Origin of the sequence: Rhizobium freirei PRF 81 (assembly GCF_000359745.1) — a bacterium.
Classification (GTDB): domain Bacteria; phylum Pseudomonadota; class Alphaproteobacteria; order Rhizobiales; family Rhizobiaceae; genus Rhizobium; species Rhizobium freirei.
On record NZ_AQHN01000065.1, the window covers coordinates 63333 to 84652 of the forward strand.

20 protein-coding genes and 2 pseudogenes are annotated in these 21320 nt (G+C 56.8%); 17 read left to right on the plus strand and 5 right to left on the minus strand.

The genetic code is table 11. The annotated features are described in order from the left end of the window. Window positions 1-131: 131 nt before the first annotated feature. The 13 genes and pseudogenes from RHSP_RS17135 (at window position 132) to RHSP_RS17195 (ending at window position 11168) form a co-directional block, all read left to right on the plus strand. Entirely contained in the window at window positions 132-509 is a 378-nt protein-coding gene (locus RHSP_RS17135) for a Rap1a/Tai family immunity protein (RefSeq protein WP_004119872.1), read from the plus strand. Continuing rightward, on the plus strand, window positions 506-1432 hold the full coding sequence (locus tag RHSP_RS17140) for a hypothetical protein (RefSeq protein ID WP_004119873.1): 927 nt from the start codon (window positions 506-508) through the stop codon (window positions 1430-1432). Before RHSP_RS17135 ends, RHSP_RS17140 begins: the two co-directional genes overlap by 4 nt. A gap of 71 nt (window positions 1433-1503) precedes the next feature. After that, a complete protein-coding gene (locus tag RHSP_RS17145) occupies window positions 1504-2433 on the plus strand; it encodes a TRADD-N-associated membrane domain-containing protein (protein ID WP_004119876.1) in 930 nt (309 codons plus the stop codon). A 260-nt stretch (window positions 2434-2693) separates the two neighbouring features. Next, window positions 2694-3770, plus strand: a pseudogene (locus RHSP_RS17150) (RHE_PE00001 family protein); the annotation flags it as partial. Between the two features lie 85 nt (window positions 3771-3855). Then, window positions 3856-4479, plus strand: a complete 624-nt coding sequence (locus RHSP_RS17155) for a hypothetical protein (RefSeq protein WP_004119881.1) — start codon at window positions 3856-3858, stop codon at window positions 4477-4479. A gap of 12 nt (window positions 4480-4491) precedes the next feature. After that, window positions 4492-5592 (plus strand): helix-turn-helix domain-containing protein, encoded by a 1101-nt coding sequence (locus tag RHSP_RS17160; protein ID WP_004119883.1) that lies wholly within the window; start codon window positions 4492-4494, stop codon window positions 5590-5592. 22 nt (window positions 5593-5614) lie between these two features. Then, entirely contained in the window at window positions 5615-6118 is a 504-nt protein-coding gene (locus RHSP_RS17165; RefSeq protein ID WP_004119886.1) for a hypothetical protein, read from the plus strand. Between the two features lie 6 nt (window positions 6119-6124). After that, a complete protein-coding gene (locus RHSP_RS17170; protein WP_004119888.1) occupies window positions 6125-7114 on the plus strand; it encodes a hypothetical protein in 990 nt (329 codons plus the stop codon). 258 nt (window positions 7115-7372) lie between these two features. After that, window positions 7373-8098 carry a DUF5677 domain-containing protein gene (locus tag RHSP_RS17175; RefSeq protein ID WP_240535450.1) on the plus strand — a complete coding sequence of 242 codons (726 nt, stop codon included), beginning with the start codon at window positions 7373-7375 and terminating at the stop codon, window positions 8096-8098. A gap of 23 nt (window positions 8099-8121) precedes the next feature. Beyond that, the gene (locus tag RHSP_RS17180) at window positions 8122-8742 is read left to right on the plus strand and encodes a hypothetical protein (protein ID WP_004119892.1); all 621 of its coding nucleotides are present in this window, start codon (window positions 8122-8124) and stop codon (window positions 8740-8742) included. Further along, window positions 8739-9197 carry a hypothetical protein gene (locus tag RHSP_RS17185; RefSeq protein ID WP_240535451.1) on the plus strand — a complete coding sequence of 153 codons (459 nt, stop codon included), beginning with the start codon at window positions 8739-8741 and terminating at the stop codon, window positions 9195-9197. Before RHSP_RS17180 ends, RHSP_RS17185 begins: the two co-directional genes overlap by 4 nt. Window positions 9198-9349: 152 nt before the next feature. Beyond that, window positions 9350-9940, plus strand: a complete 591-nt coding sequence (locus tag RHSP_RS17190; protein WP_015341966.1) for a helix-turn-helix domain-containing protein — start codon at window positions 9350-9352, stop codon at window positions 9938-9940. After that, complete coding sequence (locus RHSP_RS17195; protein WP_004119898.1) at window positions 9933-11168, plus strand: type II toxin-antitoxin system HipA family toxin; 1236 nt, start codon at window positions 9933-9935, stop codon at window positions 11166-11168. The genes RHSP_RS17190 and RHSP_RS17195 overlap by 8 nt, the downstream gene beginning before the upstream one ends. Before the next feature lie 85 nt (window positions 11169-11253). On the opposite strand, the gene RHSP_RS17200 is transcribed toward RHSP_RS17195, so the two are convergent. Both RHSP_RS17200 and RHSP_RS17205 read right to left on the minus strand, forming a co-directional pair. After that, complete coding sequence (locus RHSP_RS17200) at window positions 11254-12393, minus strand: UvrD-helicase domain-containing protein (RefSeq protein ID WP_004119901.1); 1140 nt, start codon at window positions 12391-12393, stop codon at window positions 11254-11256. Next, window positions 12390-14021, minus strand: a complete 1632-nt coding sequence (locus tag RHSP_RS17205; protein WP_004119902.1) for an ATP-dependent nuclease — start codon at window positions 14019-14021, stop codon at window positions 12390-12392. Before RHSP_RS17205 ends, RHSP_RS17200 begins: the two co-directional genes overlap by 4 nt. Window positions 14022-14173: 152 nt before the next feature. Here RHSP_RS17205 and RHSP_RS17210 point away from each other — a divergent pair, with 152 nt between their 5' ends. The 4 genes from RHSP_RS17210 to qatD all read left to right on the plus strand — a co-directional run bounded on the left by RHSP_RS17210 (window position 14174) and on the right by qatD (window position 18919). Further along, window positions 14174-16024, plus strand: a complete 1851-nt coding sequence (locus tag RHSP_RS17210) for a KAP family P-loop NTPase fold protein (RefSeq protein WP_004119903.1) — start codon at window positions 14174-14176, stop codon at window positions 16022-16024. A 290-nt stretch (window positions 16025-16314) separates the two neighbouring features. Beyond that, entirely contained in the window at window positions 16315-16911 is a 597-nt protein-coding gene (qatB, locus tag RHSP_RS17215; RefSeq protein WP_240535452.1) for a Qat anti-phage system associated protein QatB, read from the plus strand. Between the two features lie 35 nt (window positions 16912-16946). Next, window positions 16947-18182: a Qat anti-phage system QueC-like protein QatC gene (gene qatC, locus RHSP_RS17220; RefSeq protein ID WP_240535453.1), complete on the plus strand. Its 1236-nt coding sequence runs from the start codon at window positions 16947-16949 to the stop codon at window positions 18180-18182. Beyond that, window positions 18179-18919 (plus strand): Qat anti-phage system TatD family nuclease QatD, encoded by a 741-nt coding sequence (qatD, locus tag RHSP_RS17225; protein ID WP_004119906.1) that lies wholly within the window; start codon window positions 18179-18181, stop codon window positions 18917-18919. Before qatC ends, qatD begins: the two co-directional genes overlap by 4 nt. Window positions 18920-19174: 255 nt before the next feature. On the opposite strand, the gene arsK is transcribed toward qatD, so the two are convergent. The 3 genes and pseudogenes from arsK to RHSP_RS17235 all read right to left on the minus strand — a co-directional run bounded on the left by arsK (window position 19175) and on the right by RHSP_RS17235 (window position 21279). Further along, on the minus strand, window positions 19175-20410 hold the full coding sequence (gene arsK, locus RHSP_RS17230; protein ID WP_004119907.1) for an arsenite efflux MFS transporter ArsK: 1236 nt from the start codon (window positions 20408-20410) through the stop codon (window positions 19175-19177). Further along, window positions 20407-20613: pseudogene (locus RHSP_RS33735) on the minus strand (arsenical resistance protein ArsH); the annotation flags it as partial. The gene arsK and the pseudogene RHSP_RS33735, both read right to left, overlap by 4 nt. Window positions 20614-21063: 450 nt before the next feature. After that, on the minus strand, window positions 21064-21279 hold the full coding sequence (locus RHSP_RS17235) for a hypothetical protein (RefSeq protein WP_004119909.1): 216 nt from the start codon (window positions 21277-21279) through the stop codon (window positions 21064-21066). Window positions 21280-21320: the final 41 nt, after the last annotated feature.

Below are 21320 nucleotides of genomic sequence, written 5' to 3' on the forward strand. Positions count from 1 at the left end.
TCGAGGTGCATCGGACAACTGCGCACGGCCACGGGTACGTGAAGAAAAACCAAGGGAAGCAAGCGAATTGACCCTGTTGCAGTTACCGGTTGCACTCGATAATCTGCCCCCAACTTGGGTTGGGGAAGATCATGAAACGGATGATACTGGCGGCTGCAGCCGCCCTTTTTGCGACCGGCGCCAATGCTATGATGGCCCAGGATTTGGCGCGCGACTGCAAGAGCAGCATCACACTTGCCGGAAATTACGTCATGGGCTTCATGGAGAAATGGCGCGAGGATGAGATTGTATTCGATAGCGTCGTTAAGATGGGCATGAAGGACGAGCAAATGCTCGGGATCGCTCGGGAGAGCATTCTCGGGAAATTCTGCATCCCGAAGGGCGCCAATGTCGCCCGCGCCATCGTGATTGGCTGCGACTGGGTGACGACGCATCCCGAGAAGGGAACCTGGCCGGCCGAGCGTTCGTTGATGGCTCCCTATAAAGCTGCATGGCCTTGCGACCAATGACCAAGACCGCGACTATCCAATCCCATGTGAGCGTAAATTCCGTGATCTGGATCACGTCCCTGCATGAGAGCGAGCACGGGGTGACCCTCCGCGTCCTCGAAGATTTGGAACCCTTGTTGCAGGCCAACCAGATCTTCTTCATGAAATTTGAGCCGAAGAGCGCCGCTGATCTTCTGGGATTCTTGGATTATGTGGCGAAGGTGGTTGAAGACGGCCTGCTGCCGATCATCCATTTCGATACCCATGGCGATGAGGACATGGGTATTCATATCGTCGCCTCGAACGAGGATTGCAGCTGGGCCGAGATCACAGAGAGACTGCGCGCGATCAACATAGCCACGGCCAATAACCTGTGCGTCATCTCGCTGGCCTGTTTCAGCTTTCATCTCGTGAAAGAAATTCATGTCACGACCCGCGCGCCATTCTACATATTGGCCGCGCCCCAAAACAAAGTTACGGCAGGCGATGCGGAGGATTCTGTGGTCCGGTTTTACCGGCACGTCTTCGAGAAGAGCGAGCTTATCGGTGCGTTCCGAGCAGTCCTGAAAGACAAGCTGCTCCTCATGCATAGCGAGGAGCTGCTGTTCACGTCGCTAGTGCGTTACGTCCGTGCATTTTGCATGGGCAAGGGCGTTCAGAAGAGGGTTGATGAGCACCTCACCGAGGCACGGAATCTGGGCTACCTGACCAATGGTTCGGATATCGCGTCCTTCCGCAAGGCGGTCAAAGCCAATCTTTTGGCAGACCAGTCGCTTGTTGACCGATTTGTGGAGATGTTCCTGCTTGGCCGTCCGGTCGGCTATGACATCGAGGCCGTGAAGAAGGCCGCACGGGCTCTGCCAGATCCCTACGCGGACGGGAAGCGGAAGCGGCCGACCGTGGCCGATAGCATTAAGGGCATGACGCTGCCGCCATTGAAGTGACGACGCGCCCGCTCGATTTATTCCGCGCCAGGGTTGTATAGGCACGATTCGTAAAGGTTGAGAGAGTACAGATGACTGTCGCGAATTTGTTCGGCGGGGGCTTCATGTATCAGCTTATTCTTACCGTCATCCTCGTAATCGTTGAAGTCCTTCGGTACTCGCCGAAGGTTCGCTGGGCGGTCGCAATCATTTCCATTTTGACCATTGCCGGAAGCTTCTATGTCGTCTTCTATTTGGCAACAAGCCACGTGTTCGTGCAAGGCTATGAATATAAGCCGCACGACCTTCAGCCGGGCATCACTATAGGGGTCGTCTTCGCCCTGTTCATGCTCGTGATGGTCGCTTTCAGCGTGATCGACCGTGATAAGCTCAAGGCAATCGTAGATCGTGACAGCGACGACCAGCTTCTCAGGGCGTGGGCATCCAGCTTCACTCCCTTGCTCGACGCGCAGTCTGGAGGCGCGGGCGGCGATGCCAAGATGGCGCCGCAAACCGAAAGCGCTGCCAAGTCCGACGACGACATTATTCAGGGCATCAAAGCGAACCTCCGTCAGCTGATCGAATACTACATCATGAACAAAAGTCAGGCGCGCAGGAGTTACACTGCCAGCCTGACCGCCATCGTTGCCGGTTTCGGGACGATCATTGGGGGTACGTGGTGGGCGTTCTCCTCGGGCCGAAGCGATGGGACGGCATATATCGTTCCCTTAGCGGGTGTACTGCTTCAATTCATCGGCGGAGGCTATTTCTATCTCTATAACCGAAGCCTGATTCAGCTTAATTTCTTCTTCTCCCGTCTGGCGCAAATGCAGGACACGCTTTTGGCAATCCATCTTGCCGAGTCCTTGCCAGAGGGAAAGGAAAGGGCGAAGGCCGTGGACAGGCTGATATTCATTGTAGCGGAACGCAGCACGACCGCGCCCGCTTACCTTCCGGACCCAGCGGCAAAGAAGCCAGCGGCAAGGCGCACCAGAACGCAACCCGAGCCAGCCGCCGAGTAGCGCGACCGACTACGCGTAATGCTTGCCAGCGTGATGAAGCTGCACGTCGCACCTTTGCATAAGCGCGGCACGCCTTTGACGACGCCGACCACTGCTCTCCCTCGATCGAGCGAGCCGACATTGATGTTCGATCTTGAAATCGTTTTGGCAAAGAGACGTTTCAGTGAAATCGTTAGCGGAAAATCGCCCTTCATTTATCGGCTAAACCTAACAGACATATGAAGTTTTCCCATTTGAAATAACAAAGTAGAAGCCACACTTTTCGAGCCGGCATTGAGTTGGCGCGTCTCGACGAGCGCATCGCCCGCTCCGCGGTCGGACAGGGGTGGATCGAACGGTCGCACTTTGCCGACGCCTGCGCCTCGCTGTGGATCGACGGCGAACTTGTTCACCTCGAAGACCTCGTCCTCCACGACGACACCCGCGATATTCGCACACCCACCCATGAACTGACAATCGCCCGCGACGCGTTGCGCACCCGGCGACGCATTGCCGCGCAACCACCGGTCTGGGCACTGTCGCCCGACGGCATTCGCACGCTCAGGCAAACCTCGGATGTGACATCGGTCAGGGCCGATGATGCTGAGTCGGGCGCCGCCGCCAAGCGGCCTGTCGCTGTCGAGCCGATAGGGGAGGGGGACGATGCTGACGACGCCAAAGATCTGCCTGGCGTCGATTATGCCGCCATTGATGCGCTGCTGGCCCGGTCCGAGGCGGCGATCGAGAACGCACGGTCCGGACGGGCCGGCGCGCAAGAAAAAGATCCCATGATCTACGATCTCGATTGGGACGAGGACGCGCGGCTGGGCGAGTGGCGCAACGTGTTGCGGCAGACCGATGATCTGCCGGCGGTGCTGCAGGCGATTGTCGCCCTCGATGCCTGGAACGAGATTGCGGTGCTGCAGCACGCGCCCTGGCTTGGACGACTGTTGGCCGCCTCGATCCTCCGCCAGGCCGGTGTCACCACGGCCGCACATCTCGCAGCCATCAATCTCGGACTAAAAACCATTCCCGTCGATCGGCGCCGACATCGCGATCGAGAAACCCGGCTGCTCGCCATCGCCCATGGACTGGTCGCGGCCGCCGAGATCGGGCTGAAAGAGCATGATCGGCTGACGCTGGTGAAAACGATGATGGACCGAAAACTGGACGGGCGCCGGACGTCGTCAAAACTGCCGGAGCTGGTCGAGCTGGTGATGGCGAAACCGCTGGTGTCGGCTAAGATGGTCGTAACGACGCTGGGCGTCACGCCGCAGGCGGCGCGGCGGATCGTTGGCGAGCTCGGATTGCGCGAGATGACGGGGCGGGGGAGGTTTCGCGCCTGGAGCGTCCTGTGAATTAGCCGAATACATTCTTCTAGCTTGACCATGTTAATTTTTTCCTCCACAAATGAGGTAGAGAACATTAACATGAGTAGGCGGCATGGAAAATATCAGCCCAAAGACAATCACTGATCCTGAGATTGGCGACCTTTACCTTGCTCGTCTGGAACTTGAGCGTGAGAAATTGATCGCGGCAGGTCATCACGCACTTGCTGCTGCTGCGACTGCCTCACCACTGCATCCCACCAATGCCGCCGGCATGTTCGCGTATATGGACGGAGTGAAGGGCCTTCGAGCCGAAAACCTCGGTGGAAATTGGGAGATCTTTAGCGAGGAAGGTGTGGAAGGCATCCGCAATGACGTCCTCAAGCTTCGAGTTCTCTTTGTAAATGTCAATCAAGCCTGCCGCAAAGCGGATCCTAGAGCGCGGTCTCGAAAAGGCGCTGGCTCCGAGCGCGTGGCTTGTGGCGATATGTTTGAAGCTGCCGGTATCGACCTCCCTATCAGCGTGGTCAAGTTTCATGGAGACCACAAAACATATTACCTGATGGTCGATCAGTTTGGCGCAATGGAACTCAGCTTACCTGTGGTGAAGAATGGCCAATTCCTTCGCTGTATCGATCGCGTATTTTTGATTGAGGGTGGCGATCTGGACGCGGTCGATTTTGGCATCAATGAACCGACCAACGATCCGGATCTGGATATCGTCGTCAGTCGAAAATAAAGCCGAACAATCATGTTCAATGGAAAGAGACTCAGCCTCGCCAGGAAAAGGCAGAAGCTGACAGCGAAGGAACTCGCAGAAAAGGCCGGCGTATCGCCGGTCACAATCACGCGGCTTGAAACCGGTCAGAACCAGGCGGATTCTGGAACACTTGAGAAGCTCGCAGAGGTTCTCGGTTATCCCGTGCAGTTTTTCTTCAAGGAGGACCCCGCACTCCTTTCAGCAGAAATCGTCAGCTTTCGCAGCCTGTCGAGCATGACCGCGAAAGAACGAAACGCTGCCCTTTCGGCCGGCGATAACGGGGTCGAAGTCTATGAGTGGCTTGAAAATCGATACAATCTACCGGCGTTGGATTTGCCGCATTTCGACCCGGAATTGACACCTGAAGCTGCCGCCGATGCTCTCCGCCAGCACTGGGGCCTCAGTTACCAACCCATCGCAAACATGATGAAACTGATGGAGGCCAAAGGCATCCGCGTCCTGGGGCTAGAAGAAACCACCGCAAATGTCGATGCATTCTCGTTCTGGCAAAATGACAAAGCGTATGTGTTTCTGAATTCGTTCAAATCGGCGGAGCGTAGTATTTTTGATGCGGCTCACGAACTGGGCCATTTGGTCCTGCACAGGCATGGCCAAACCTCAGGCGCGGACGAAGATACACGCACGGCCGAGGTGGAGGCAAACCGCTTCGCTTCCGCCTTTCTAATGCCGGAGGAAGACGTCAGGGTCAGAATGCCCCGTCTTATAACGGCTGATCTCATTTTACGGGCGAAGAAAAGGTGGCGCGTCTCGGCAATGGCGCTGGCATACCGACTGGCACATCTTACCAGACCCATGCTCTCCGAATGGCAATACCGTTCCATATGTATCGAGCTTGGGAAACGCGGTTATCGCACGAGCGAGCCTGATGGCATCCCCAGGGAAACGTCTGTGCTATGGGGGAAGGTTTTATCCCAGCTTTGGGCGGAGCGGAAAAGTCTCGTGGACGTTGCCGATGAGCTATCGCTTCCAATGACTGAGGTCGAACGACTTTTATTTTGTATTCTGCCCCAGCACGGTACCGACAATGAGGGTGGTGAAGTCCGACGCTCAAAGCTCAGTATCGTGAAATAGACGTCAAGATTGAGTGGACGCGATGACCAGGGATCACACGAGTCATGGCAAATGGTCCGAAGCTGGGGTGCCCAAAAAGGGATGGTCATGTGTCGGGATCGAGGATTTGGGTGAGCCTTCCCAGCTTTGCGAAATGTGCGAAAGCGTCACCATCCGCTACGTCCATTATATGGAGCACGGCCAGACCACGGAAGCATTGGCCGTTGACTGCGTCTGTGCCGAACATATGGAAGAGGACTATGTCCGTCCGAAAGAACGGGAGAGGGGATTAAGGAGCCTCGCCAAACGCCGTAGGACATGGGCCGAGCGCTCATGGAAACGTTCGGCCAAGGGCAATGATTACATCAACACCGAAGGGTATAATCTGACGGTATTCCCTAAAAATGCAGGCTTTGGCGTGGTGGTGACGAACCGCAAGAACGGTGCGACCCGCAGCGGCAACAAGGAATTCGCATCCGTGGAAGAGGCAAGGGCAGGGGCGTTGAGCGCGCTGGTCTGGGCCAAGACGCATTTGCAGTCAGAGTGAGGAAGCATGACGGAGACCACCGAGGAAGAGCGACCGATCACCGTGCCCAGCATTGGTATTTCAGTCCAAGGCATGGAAGAAAAAGCAGGCGAGAAGCTCGCCTATTGCGTCGGCGATTATGTGCGGGAGTTGAGCCGTTACATCAATCTCGAGCGGCTGGACGGCATCACCATCGCCGTCGATTACAAGGAAGCGCTTCTCGCACTCGATAGAGGATATGAGACGGACCACCGCCTAACGCCCAGCTCCGAGCTGGTCGAAGGCGTTGCGATGGCGCCGAGCGTCATCCGTGACGGTATTCTCAAATCGCATTTGGTACTGAACGCTGCCTATATCTATTCACTGCCGGACGAGAAAGATGAGCACTATGCCCATTCCCTGCATCTGCTCGCTCATGAATGCGCACATGTCGAACTCGCCATGACGACTGACAAGGCGTTCCCCGATACGCTGCTGAAAAAAATCTACGATGATGCCGCAGATGCCTGCGAAGGGCAGGCCGAAAACGCCTGCTGGGATGAGTATGCGGCTTGCCGCATCGCAGCCCCGTTCGGCCGAGATCCTCTGCAGGATTACACCAATGCATTCATCACCCATCTCGAGGAGACGATGAACCGGGCAAACGAATGTATCCGACGCTATCGCACCGATCACGACCATGACCGAATACTCTCCGAGGTCCTGCGGTATTACCAGAACCTGATGACGAGCGGCAGTTATCTGCTCGGCCATATGGACGGTCACGGCTTGACGATAGACGATGTGCCTGCGGTTCGCAGGGCGCTGGGAGGGCATTGGTTCGCGCCGTTTTTCGAAAGGCTGCGCACCGCGCTAAGAGAACTGTGGGCCAGGTACGGGCAATGGGAAGATCGAAGCGAATTCGCACCGATCGGCGAGATCATCATCGATGTGCTGGGCGAGGGTGGCTTCTTCTTCCAATGGGATGAGCACGGCAATTGCGGCTTCCGCATTCCGTTCACGTTCGCCACGATGTAGGAACGGCCATATAAAGACACGGGTGCTCTCCAGTACCAGGCTGACGGTACGGAAAAGGCTGCTGCGGTCCAGTTCGCCTCTCTCGACAAAGGTTTGGCGCTGACGGCTGCCGACTTCCTGATTATCGCATAGTCGCATCGCATTCCGCCGAACCATTTGGCGGTGGGATTATCCTCCGGATAGCTATTTGACTCCACATGTACCGGTGGCAACCAGGAAGAATCGCATGAATGATGATCAGCCCCAGATAAATGAAGCATGGCTGCAATGGATGAGGGATTTCCGCATGGCTCGGCGAAGCTCGCGGACGTGGACAGCTTCGATGCGCCGGAAGGCGAAGAGCCCGAACTGCTGTTCGTGAAATTCGCGCTGTTCGCCCGTGCCCTGACATTGTTCGACACGGCATTGTTGCTCGCTGAGCATGACAAGGTGCTCGATGTGCGCAGTACCTGCCGCAAGGTCGTCGAATGCGCGATCCATATGGATGCAGCGTGCCGCAAGCCTGACTATTTGCAGGCGCTCAAGGATGACGAAGCCACGAGTAAATGGTCGAGAGCCAAGGCGTTAAAGGACATGCAGACGGACCTTGATGCCGGCTCGCATAAGCTGCTGCAGGAATTCCTGAATGACAAGAAGGGCGCGCAGCTCAAGCCGAGTGACCTGAGCAAGGACAGCCAGTTCCCGCGCATGGCGCACATGTATCGTGAGATCTCGGCCGACACGGCACATGTCACCTACAGCTCGCTATTACGGCATCGTTCGTTCCTGCCGGACGGGACCGCATTGTTCAGCCTCGATCCTCTGCTGGAGGAAGACGAGCTGCAGGAGACGCTGAACATACTCGGCCTCTCCGTTTTGCTGTGCGTCTTCAGCCTTGTGCGCATGATACTCACCATGGTGGGCGACGAAGCATTCTATAACCTGCATGCCCGCTATAAGGTGCTTGCCGCCGGCGGGCAGGCGCAGCTGGGTGAAACCGCATGAGGTGAGGGGAGAGAGGGGCTAATATGGATACGAGCGACACGCCGCGACAAGAGGTGCCTGCCTCCACGCTTCCGCAGATTCAGGTGACGGTACAGGGCATCACCAACCAGTACGGCGCCGAATGCCTCGGGCAGCAGATGTTCCACATTCTGCGCGAGGTCGGGGAATATATCGATATCAGCGCGCTCGACGGTGTGACCGTAGCGGTCGATTACGACGAGGCGCTGCGCGACCTCGATCGGGGCGTCGAAGGGCTGGCGCCGTTGAGCCGCACCAATGACGAGGGCCTGGCCGGCGTCGGAAAGAGTGTCGTGGTCATGCGTGGCGACGCCGTGAAGACACATATCGTTTTGTCCGCGGGTCCGGTATGCCCGATTGTGCTCGAGGGGGCCGATCGCGATGAAGAGGATTTCCGCACGGCCATTGCCATCATCGCCCATGAATGCGCACATGTCGAAGAAATCGCCTTTCGCGAGGACCAATTCCCGGCATCCATTTTCGTCCGCCGACCGGGCATTTCATCAGCGATCACGAGCAGCACTTCGCCGAAGCCTGCCGGGGTGAATATGCGGTCTGCCGTTTGTCGGCGGGGTTCGCGGTCAACGAGGAAGCCCGTTTCCGCGACAATTTGGCCGTTCGGTTGAAGGATTGCCGCGGCAGGGCGCACGATGCCATCCGGTCCTATCGCCTGCATGGCAATGTGGTGCGGGTCTTTCAGGAAGTCGGTATTGTCATTCTTGAGCCCTTGCGGATCGCATCCTACCTGTTCGGCCATCTGGACGGGATGAACGAATCCGACAACCTCTGCGAGGTGGCGCCAGAATTGCCGACCGAGGATCAGGCTTTGGTCAGGGCGATCGGCCGGCTGGTGGAGCAGCTGCGCGGCCTATGGGATACGCGTGGTGAGTGGCCGAGCTATGATGCGCTGATCGATGTCGGGGCGGTCGGTTACCGGCTTTTTGAGGAATTCGGCGTGCATGCGCAGCCGCAACCTGACGGGCAGGCCTATATCAATGTCCCTTTCACAGTGGATACGATGCCGGCAGGGTCTGCACAGGCCGATATGTTGCGCGCCCTCATGGGCGGCTACAGAAGCTAGGCCGGTATGATGAGTCATCATGGCTGATTGACATATGATTATATATAAAATTGTTCAGTGATACAGATCTGTATATCAGAGTTGCGCTGCCTTACGGAATTGTCTATATATTATCCTGTATATCTCCCATCATGCGATACAGGATAATGATCGTGGCATATAAAACAGAGCATATAACACAGCAGTTACGCGCTGCCCGGGAAGGACAGAAAGTAAGCCAGCGTGAGCTGAGCGCTCGTTCGGGCCTGACGCAGAGCCATATTTCCCAGATCGAGCGGGGTACAATGGAGCCTGGGCTCGGCAGCTTGGTGGATGTGGCGCGCGCGCTCGACCTCGAGATCGTCCTTGCGCCGAAGAAGCTGATGCCGGCGATCCGCAACATCCTCGAAAGTAGTTCGGCGTCGAATGACGTCCTCACATCTGACCAACGCAAACTGGTCGCGCGTCTCGAGCGATCGTCTGCGCAGTACGGGTATGGGGTCGGGACGAGTGCCGACGCGGACGCGTTCAAGGATAGCCTGGGCCTCCTACGCCATCTGCCACTGACTCCCGACGAGCTGGACATCCTCAGGCGGGCAGCCAACCGCCTTGAAAATTCTCAGACCGACAAGATGTCACGTCAGGAAATGGGTGCGATCGTTCGCGAGATAAGGCAACTGCGCAACGCCGCGGTGCATCGCGACCGGGATGACGCAATCCCGCGCTCGGCCTACGCGCTGGATGAGGAGGACGATGATGCCTAAGGTCACGGTACTCGATGTCAGGCTAAACGGAGAACCGGTCGCGACCCTGACGAACCTGCAGGACGGGCGCACCATCTTCGCATTCAACGAGGACTATATCGAAAACGAAAAGCGGCCGACACTCAGCTTGTCCTTCAAGGACCCGTTCGGCGCCCTGATTACGAAGTTCCGCCCATATAACATGGTGGTCCCACCCTTCTTCTCGAACCTGTTGCCGGAAGGGCCGCTGCGAAAATACCTCGCCGAGCGTGCTGGCGTAAAACAGACGCGGGAATTCTTCCTGCTCTGGATGCTCGGTCGTGATCTGCCCGGTGCAGTGACGGTCCATCCCACCGTGGGTGATGACCTGCCGCCCGATGACGAGCAGGCTTCTGTCGAAGCGCGACCGAATGCATTGCGCTTTTCGTTGGCCGGTGTGCAGCTGAAATTCTCGGCCTTCAAGAACACCACGAAGGGAGGCGGCCTGACTATTCCGGCCGAGGGTACCGGTGGATCATGGATCGTGAAGCTGCCCTCCCAGCAGTATAGCGGCGTGCCGGAGAACGAATTCTCCATGATGACCATCGCCGCGATGATGGGCATGGACGTGCCGGAGATCCAGCTGGTCGAGCTGGATGCGGTGAGCGGCCTGCCACAGGGGGTAGGAGAACTGCACGGGCAGGCGCTCGCCATTAGGCGTTTCGACCGTACGCCGGAGGGTCCGGTGCATATCGAGGATTTTGCGCAGGTGTTTGGCGTGAAGCCGGATGACAAGTACAGCAAGGGCAATTACCGGATGATCGCCCGCGTCCTCGGCATCGAGACGAGCACGGCCGACGTGGCGGAGTTCATCCGCCGGTTGGTCTTCAGCACACTGATCGGCAATGGCGACATGCATCTGAAGAACTGGTCGCTGATCTACCCCGATCGCCGTACCCCTGCGCTCTCGCCGGCTTACGACCTGCTATCGACAATCCCCTATATCGAGGGAGAGGATACGGCCGCGCTTAACTTTTCACGCACGAAAAGAATGGCGGAGCTATCGAAGGACGAGCTTGCACATCTGGCCGCCAAGTCGGCGCTGTCCGAAAAGCTGGTCCTCGACACAGCACGCGAGACGGTCGGACGGTTTATGGATGTGTGGAAAAACGAGAAAAACAACCTGCCGATGGCCGCGAAGGTGCGCGAGACTATCGATGCACATCTGCCCACAATCGAGCTGTATCGGGAATTCAACGAAGCTACCTAGAAAAAGGTCATCATCGGAAGATGATGCCCCACCGCCAAGGATGAAATCATAGATCTATATAGGGTGCATTTTCCGGAGATTTTCGCTACTGGAACAATGTGAATCCTGGAACGACTTCACCATCGGCAAGGTCATGGACCACCGCTACCGTATGCCTTGCGCGGGTTAGGGCAACATAGAGTTTTGCACGGGTTTCGGCTTTCAACGCCGATTGGGCGCTCTTCAGCCAGTCCATCATTTCATTCGTCGGATAGATAATGACGCGGTCAAAACCGAGTCCCTTGGATCGTCCGAATGTAAGCGACGGCAGTTCTACAGATGCGACCTTAACGGCGGAACTCCATCGCAGCTGTACCGGTCGTCCGGTCTTGAGATAGCGTGGCAGATCGTTACGTCGGACGATGTGGAGACCCGCATCACCAGGGACCGGCTGCCTGCAGTCGACGCATTTACATGCAGTCGCAGCCGCCAACTTTGGATAGAGCTTCGACGATAGTTCACAGATAGCGGTGCTATTTCGGTGCGATGTCATGAGGCTGGTCACATCAATATCGCAGGTAACCTTTCGGGGAAGTTCCGCCCGAATGAAGTCGGCAATGCCGCCATCCCTGTACTTCTTAAGGCGAGCCTCCAGATGGGTCACATAGGTGACCTGACGGGGATCACCCACCATGACGACGTTGACGGGGCTTTGGAAGAGCGCCGCCAAAATGTCGAGGTCGTGGCCTGCCAGATCCTGCACCTCATCTACGAAAATAAAGTGATAGATACGGGAAAGCCGCTCGATGACAGCGCCGTCCGATGCCTCGTTGCACCGTATCATCAGCCTCGACAATTTGTCTGAATAGACGCGATTTCGACGGTCGAAGTAGCAGCGTCTGAAATCTTCCTCACCCCAATACATGGGACGGCCTTGCCGGTCGCGCCCGCGCAAACCGGATCTCTGCGAAACTAGAAGCATGCCAGCGACATCCCAATCGAACAGCTTGCCTTGAAAGGGCTTGATGCCGTGCTCGATCAGCAGACTGAACCAGGTCTGGATATGCACGTTGCCCGGAACCGAGCCATTGATTTCGAAAAATTTGCGCCGGATCTCTTTTTCGTTCGATTCCGTGTAGGTGGTGATGAGGACCCGTTTTTGTTCAACGGCAAGCGCCTGCCTGACGAGGTAGGTGGTCTTCCCCGAGCCTGCCGCAGCAATGACGAGCTTATTCGGCCCCATCATTTGGCGATCGCATCCAGAATATATTTCGGATAACTGATTTTCGTCTTCGCCGAGAAAATCGCCAGCGCGCATTCGGTCTTGTTGTTCTTCATATAACGATGAAGGTTATCGAGATCATGCTTGGTACCGAACAGCGTGTTGAAGGTCTCGACGCTATTGGATTTGACCAGTTTCGGCTCAAGGGTGTTATAGTTGAAAGGCTTGCCGCCGAGGACCAGGTCGCCCTTATCCACCACAGGATCATAGCAGATTGTGATATGATCGACGTCCTTGTATTTGGCGTACTTCTTTTCAAGCGCAGCAGTATCCCCGTCGTTGTCGGTTGCGACCACGACGGGGATTTTCAGCGCCGTCGCCAGTTCGAGAAAACGCAGGAACGAAAGCCCGACCGAGATGACATCGATCTCGTCGTCGATCGGCAATTTTCCCCCGTTGGTATCCATGTAGGCCCGTTGGACGACCAGCTCGTCCGCATCGCCCTCTACAAGGATCGACTTCTGCGACAACACGAGACGCAGCGTGTCATAGCCAGGCAGCTTATGGAAGAAGTCGCTCGCGTCCAGATCCTCGATCCGTGTGACCTTCGCTTCCCGTAACAGGATCAGGTGGTCCAGTCCTAGTTTGTTCGCGACGAAGCTGCTATGCGTGGTGATGATGACCTGCTTGCCGCTATTGTCGGTGCTGATATCGCTGATGAGCTGGTTGAGCTTCGAGTGCGAGAGGTGGTTTTCCGGTTCCTCGATCAGCAATACGGTCGCTTCGCTGTTCTTTTTGCTGCTCAGCGCGAGTCGCGTTTTGACGATGCACTGCTCGCCCTTGCCGATATAGTGGAAGGGCACATCCTCGATATAAGTCATGAGGCTGTTTTCCCAGGCATTATGAGACGACATATCGACCGAGATGCTGACCTTTTTTCGGCTGATCTTCGCCGCTTCCGCCAATCTTTCATTAATGGCGCCGACATTGCCGTCGGCCTTGAAGGCGTCTTTCAGCTTGCGGTGGGCTTGGGATATCGCAACACGTTCCTTGTCGTCCAAAAACTCTCTGACGATGCGGGAGATGTACATATCCGAACCGCTCTGCACACGCGTGCTTGTTGAATCGATGAGGGCCGATTTAATGGGAATGGTGCGAGGCATCGCCGGTTGGCGGGAGAATTCCGACCATTGCACCTGATAGAATTCCAAGGGTATCGAGTTGATCTCCCTGTTCTTCAGCAACTCGGTATAGGCACCGTCATATTTCTTGTCGAACTCGATCGAGAAGAGAAGGCCGCGAGCCTTGTCGTTTTTCTCGGAATTCCCGTTTCCGCGCAGGTCTTCCAACGCGTCGCTATCACCGCCGAAAAACAGCTCGATCTGGATCTCCGGCGGATCGAGAGGTTGTTTCGCGGCGATGCTGTCCAGATACGCCCGCTCGACCTTCCGGTTAAAAAGATAGGGAGATAATTCGTTGCGCAGGTATTTCCCGTTCAGCATACCCGTCAGGCATAGATGGATAGCTTCGAGCAGCGTGGATTTTCCGGCTTCGTTGTTGCCGACGATGATGTTGACGCCCCGATTGAAATCGGCTGCGAACCAGCCTTCGAAACACTTGAAGTTCTTTATCTTGACCTTCTCGATGTACATCGACTTCCCTATTTCCAGCGAGGCAAGAATTTCCAAATTGACACAGCTTCGGCGCGAACAATACGTTGCAAATGTAGGGTGACGCGAATCATCGGTGCGACGTCTCGGTGCGATGGTTTTACTATCGACAGGTGCGACGGGGGAGGCCTTGAATGTGGGCAGATAATGAGACTGAAAAAGACTTCCTTAATTTTTCGGGAGTGGCCGACACCGTAGCGGAAATCATCGTCCAGGCGCGGGGGCGCCCAATTTCAATCGGTGTCTCGGGATCATGGGGCATTGGAAAATCCTCCATGATAAAACTGACCCAAGCATCCCTCGCTAACCGAGAGAGGAAAGAAGGCGAGAAGGACTTCGTCTTCGTCGAATTCAATGCTTGGCTTTACCAAGGTTATGACGACGCTCGCGCCGCATTGATGGACGTCATCGCGACGAAGCTAGAGCAGGAAGCAAGAGCGCGCGAAAGAGGAGTAGACAAGGCCAAGGCGCTCATCAAGCGCGTGAACTGGCTGCGTGCAATGAAGCTCGCTGCCGGTTCGGCGATAGCGGTGTCGATGGGACTTCCTCCAACTGGGCTCATCGGCGAAGTGTGGGGGCTGGGGCAGCGGTTTCTAGGTGGTTCCGTCGACCAAAAACTAATCGAAGACGCCAAATCGAAAGCGGGTGAGGTGGCAAGTGCTGCCTCCGGGCTTCTCAATCCGGCAGAGGAAACCTCACCACCTAAGGAAATCCAAGCCCTCAGGGATAATTTCGAGGAGACCCTTGAGGAGCTTGGGGTAACTCTTGTCGTGTTGATCGACGACCTTGACCGTTGCCTCCCCGAGACGACGATCTCGACCCTTGAGGCCATACGGCTGTTCCTGTTTCTGAAAAATACGGCATTCGTCATCGCGGCCGACAACGACATGATCAAACACGCCGTCCGCAAGCATTTCGAAGGCGTTCCCGACGATCTACTTGTAACGAGCTACTTCGACAAATTGATCCAGGTGCCTATCCGCGTTCCTCCCTTGGGAACGCAGGAAGTCCGCGCGTACATGATGTTGCTCTACATCGAAAACAGCGACTTGAAGGACGACGTAAAGGAAAAACTGCGGGTTGGGATAATCGATCAGTTGCGAAAGACGTGGCAGGGCGCGCGCGTCGACAAGGCATATGTAACGGGACTGCACGAGAACATACCGGCAGATCTTATCGGACGTTTTGATACGGCTGAAAGGCTTGCGCCTATCATGACGACTGCCTCGGGCATCGTCGGTAATCCCCGACTGATCAAGCGTTTCCTGAATGCACTTTCTATCCGCATGGCGATCTCCAATGCTCAGGGCGTCGGCGTGGATGAGGCGGTCCTCGCCAAGCTTCTCCTGTTCGAACGTCTCGGTAGCCCGTTGGCTTACGCCGAACTATTGAAGGCCGTTAGCCAAGACGATGACGGCAAACCCAGATTCCTGAAGGATTGGGAAGAAGCGGCCACAGAGGGAAAAGACCTAAACCTTGCCGCGCCCTGGGATGCTCCTTTCTCGAGGGAATGGCTGGCTTTGCCTCCGCCGCTACACGATGCGAAGTTGTTGGGCGCTTTGTATGTGAGCCGCGAGCACGCGCCGCTCATAACGCCCGGTGACCGTTTAACGACCGAAGCGGCCGAAATATTGACCGCAATGCTCACCCACCCTGAAATGGCTGCGGCCCTGGTCGACAAATTGGCACGCGTGTCGCGCGTAGAAACCTCGATCATTATGGATCGTCTCCTGGACCGTGCTCATCAAGAACAAGAATGGGGAGTTCCAGCTATCCTGGAAGCCTGCCTCGCGGTTGCGAAAGCCGATCCTCAGCAAGGACTACGATTGGCGGCATTTCTGAACGATCGTCCACCGGCGCAGATTACTCCGGGGATCGTTCCGAAAATCGGAGACCAACCTTGGGCGGACGGCGTTTTCGAGAAATGGAAGCGCACGGGCGTGCCGCTGGTGGTCAAAAGAGCGATTGAGAAGGCCGAACAATAATGGGGACATCTCAATCAAGTAACGGACCCAAGGGAGGCGTCCACATGGTGCCCGCGTGGACCCCCGCGCCACCGGCGGAAGATCCGCCTTCCGGTGATCAACCACCGGACGCGCCGCCAGACCCCGCTCCAGATCTAAATCCGCCGGAGCAGGAGCCGGTAGATGCCGCTCCCAACAAACCCGTTGCGCCTAACGTGCCGCCACCAGCGGCCCCTCTCGCGCCCGGTCACCGGTTCGCTGGTACCCGCCGAAGCCTTGGCGAATTTGCGAAGGCCGGAAACTTAAGTGATATGCGCCGCAGCTTGGGAAACTACGTGCGTAACGGCTACGGCGGATCGAGGACGACCACCAGCAGATTTGGTGGGACCGCTTCCACAGCCAGTGCACTCGGCGGCATCCTCGAAACTATGGGGCAACAGCCCGCAGGCAGTGCACTGGATCCGGCGCTTCTTGCGGGCCGCACCGCGAACGAGGTGATGGATGCTGTCGTCGAAGCGGTTCGGCCGGTCGACGGCACTCAGGACGCCGAGGCTGAACGAACCGCCATCAAGGACTCGCTTTCGGATCTCTTGGTGAAGTACCCTGATGCCGATTTGGCTGCCCTGACACCGGAACAGCGTGAATTCGCCATCGAGCGTTTCACCGCAATGGATGTTGCTCGTCGGTTCGAACTCGATGTCGGAAAAACAATCATCGAGAAAGCGCCCACCGCCACAGTGGCTCTCAGTCGCCTGAAACAGGTGCGTGACTACATCAAGCAGACCGTAGCTGCTTCCTTTCGCAAACTCAGAGCGGCGGGCAAGAGCGTAAACTCGAACCGTATCGCCGCGGTGGTTAGAGATGCACTACGGGATACCTTTCAGGTTTTCGAGGGATACGCAGAATGAGGCTCGTTTGTGGACCTGGATCGTTCGAGCTTCCATTGGAAGAAGGCGATCTGCGTGTTGTCCTGTATGGTCAGCCACGCATCCCCTCGGAGGCAAGTGCGGGTGAAGCCGTCAAGGCAGAGCTTCGGCGAAAGGGGCTGAACCCCCATCGACGGGCATGGGATCTGCTTTCGATCGCACTTTCAATCATCACCGCCGACTTTTCGGTACTGCGGGATGACAGCGCCGATGGCTGGACTAGAGAGATTGAACTCGATGTCGCCGTTTCCGACCGAGCTTTCTGGAATACGATGGCCAACGAATTTCGGCAGGCGCTCGCGTTCCTGACAACGGACCGCTGGAAGCTTCGGTTTCATGACGGCGGCGTTTTACCCGCTCCGCCGAAGAAGATTTCGGTGCTGAAAGAAGACTGCGTCGTGTTGTTGTCCGGCGGATTGGACAGTCTCGTTGGCGCAATCGATCTGACTCGTGATGGATTGAAGCCGGTGGCAGTCAGCCAGAACGTTCGAGGGGACGGTCTGAAGCAACGGGATTTCGCACAGGAAATTGGTCTGACGAAGCACCTGCAGCTCAATCACGTTGCGACTTCCCCCACCGTGCAGGAAACGTCACAGCGAGCGCGCTCTCTGATCTTTTTGACCTTTGGCGTGGTCGTAGCTACATCGCTGGAGAAATACGCAAAAGGCAACACCGCCCCGCTCTACGTTTGCGAAAATGGGTTCATTGCGATCAATCCGCCGCTCACCGGTTCCCGGCTTGGAAGCCTGAGCACGCGCACGGCGCACCCTGTCTTCCTAACGCGATTCCAGAAGATCCTCGATGCCGCAAGCCTCAACGTGAAGATCGAAAATCCCTACGCCCAAAAAACGAAGGGCGAGATGCTTATCGAATGCAAGGACCAGATTTTCCTTCAGACCGAGGCCGCGCATTCGACCAGCTGTGGGCGCTTTCAGCGGTTCAATTACCGGCACTGCGGTCGCTGCGTTCCCTGTCAAGTGAGACGGGCAGCATTCGTCGCATGGGACGCGAAGCGCGATACGACGGATTACGTCTACGAGCCCTTGGGAAAGGATGATGAAGACCACGCGTCGTTCGATGATGTTCGTTCCGTTGCCATAGCGTTGGCTTCGGTGAAAGCTGACGGCCTCGATCGGTGGCTTGGCCACACCTTGTCGCCTCCGGATATTGGTGATCGTAACGGTGTCCGCGGCATGCTAGATCGAGGGTTAAACGAACTCGGTGAGCTGCATCGACTATATGGTGTTAAGTGATTGACTTCCATTGCCATCTTGATCTGTACCCGGATCCTGTTGCGGTCACGCAGTCCTGCGTGAGCCGGAATATCTATGTTCTCTCTGTCACTAACACGCCCTCGGCTTGGGAAGGTACGCTTGCTCTTTCACATAAGGCAAAGCGGATCAGAACGGCGCTCGGGCTGCACCCACAGATTGCACATGAACGCCATGGCGAACTTCCCTTATTTGAAAAACTCCTGCCATCAGCCACATACGTAGGGGAGATCGGGTTAGACGGCTCACCCGAGTTGCGACCCCACTGGGAAACCCAAAAGCGGGTGTTTCATCGCATTTTAGATCTATGCGACCAGGCGGGCGGTCGTGTAATGACTATTCATAGTCGGCGGGCGGCCACGCAAGTAATGGACGCACTCGAAGCGCACAAAGGCGCAGGAACACCAATCCTTCATTGGTTTTCGGGGACAAAGCGAGAGCTGGATCGCGCCGTCTCCATGGGCTGTTGGTTCAGCGTGGGACCAGGGATGATCCATGGTCAGAAGGGCCGGGATATCGTCAAAATGATCCCCCGTGATCGCCTGTTAACCGAATCTGACGGACCATTCACACAAATCGAGGGCAGGTCTGTTCTACCATGGGAGCTCGACCGCGTATTGAACGCGATCGCAGAACTGTGGTCGGAAGATGCGCTTTCGGTCGAAGGGCGGGTGGCGGAGAACTTACGACAATTGGGCTATGGTCGAGCCGAAAGCTAACCGCGCATAAGGGGCGCGATCGCTTGTCGAGAGCATCCTCCTAAAATATGCGTTGCGTCAAAACCATGGGCCATTCGATTTATCGCGAAATGAATGTGTTTTCAGTACCTTGCAAAATTTCGTTCCGGTCGGTAGTTCGAATTGGTTCAAGGCGTGCGAGGTTGGCGATATGGCGATCCTTGCGGCACCGTCGAGGACATCTCGAGATCTGTTGAGCGGACTGTCTTCGATCCTTCGCAAAGGCTGTTGAAAAGATCAGGTCTCGGCACGGTTAAGAGCGAGATGCGAAGGGTCAGGCAGGTGCGCCAGCCGGCTGATTGCGACGAACGCAAATACGGCAATCGCGCCGACAGTGGCGGCAACCGTTAGTGACCAGAACACCCCGACGTTCGTCATCAGGAATGCCAGGATAAAGGGCGCCGTCGACGAGACCACCAGACGGATGGCCAATACCTGTCCCTGTCGTTGGCCGTAACCCTCACTGCCGAAGAGCGCCAACGGCAAGGTTCCCTGCACGATGCTGCTCAAGCCCGAGCCGAGGCCAAAGACCACGGCGAACACCAGTGCGCCTGGCACGGAGGGGGCGGTGACAATCAGGATGACCAGCGCGGCCGGCAACAGCACGGCGGAGATCAGCGCCAGCACCAGCTGCGGTAGGCCGCCTCCGAAGACCATGTTGATGAACCGGCTCAGCACCTGCGACGGGCCGAACAGCGTGCCTACCATGAGCGCCATCGCTCCGAGCCCAAGTCCCGACAGAACCGGGACCATGTGGACGAGGAGCGCGGCATTGACAAAGCTCTCCAGCGCAAAGCCTGTTACCATTAGCATGAAGGCTGGCGAGCGGATCGACGGAGAGAGACTTGGCTCGACATGCTTTGCAGGCTCGGCCGATGCACGCTTGCGGCTTCTGGTGACGCTGGACGACAGCCACGCATGGATCGGCAGGCAGACAGCGACATTGAGCGCAGCGAAGACCAGATAGACATTCTGCCACGACATATGCGCGTTGAGCGCCGTCGTGATCGGCCAGAAGATCGTCGAGGCGAAGCCGGCGATCAGCGTCAGGTAGGTAATGCTGCGCTGGGCGACCTTTGGTCTGATCTGAACGAGAAGCGCGAAGGCCGCACCGTACTGCACGAGATTGGAAGCCGTCTCAAGCGCGATCAGGGCGGCGACGAAGGCAATCTTGCCAGAGGCAAACGCACAAGCCACAAGGGCGGCGGCGGCAATCGCCGAGCCGGCTGTCATGACGCGACCGGCACCAAAGCGGTCGATCCACTTGCCCATGGCTGGGGCCGCCAAGCCGCCGATCAGGAGACCGGCCGACAACGCGCCAAAAATCCATTTCGACGACCATTTCAGATCCCGCGCTATGCCCGGTGCGAGGATGCTGAAGCTGTAATAGAGCGATCCGTACCCGATGATCTGCGTGAGACCGAGGGCAAGGATAGCCGCGACGGGCGGTCGTTCGGTGCTGATCATCGTCATATGGATTTGAGGCTCACGCGCTGTTCGAGTTTTTCGGCCTCCTCTTTCCGCTCGCTGTAGCGGTCTGTCAGGTAGCCGGACGCATCACGCGTCAGCCAGGTGAACTTTGCCAGCTCCTCGCAGACATCGACGACACGGTCATAATAGGAGGATGGCTTCATCCGGCCCTTGGCATCGAATTCCTGGAAAGCCTTTCGAGTGCTGCGGCAACCTCCCGCTCGCCCCAACCGGCGTCGACCGCCTTGCTGACAAGGCGAAGGACAGATGCAGCGCGTACTGGCACCAAAGGTGCCGGTCCGGATCTGAACTCTCACAGCGAGGAGGTTGAATATAGTCATCTCTGAAATGTCGCGATTATCTTTCTCCGCGTCAAGTGATGGCCGCCTTGCCACCAAGGATATGCGCACAGTTGAACTTGGATATCCGCCACACCGGTAGTGCTTTCCTACAACCCCTGATCAACCTAATTATGCGCGATTTGCAAGTCATTTACCGTCGCTGCAAGACCATTGGTATGGATGGAGGGGGCTGCGTATGCCAGCCTCGGGCTCAGGTCTAAGTGATTTGCCAGCAGGTTCCTCTTTAACCGATTGGCTATCTTCCGAGACCTCATCGCGAGCAGGGGCCATGGCCCCACCCACGCCTCAGAGCATCTATTTCCGCAACAATGCTTGGTTGGCTTTGTCCAGGCAGACGGCGGCGAATGCCAACAGGATCGTGCAAATCGATGAATAGATGGTGCTACGGAACACGTCGGCCATGCCCACATCGATCCTCAGAAATTCAAGTGTGGCGCCGATCATAAAGAAGATTGCGCCAAGGCCGAGCACCAAGACTGCGGCATTCAAGGTCAGGCGTACCAGTCTCATCCGTTCATGTCCTCTCCCTTTAGGCGTCACGACACCGAAGT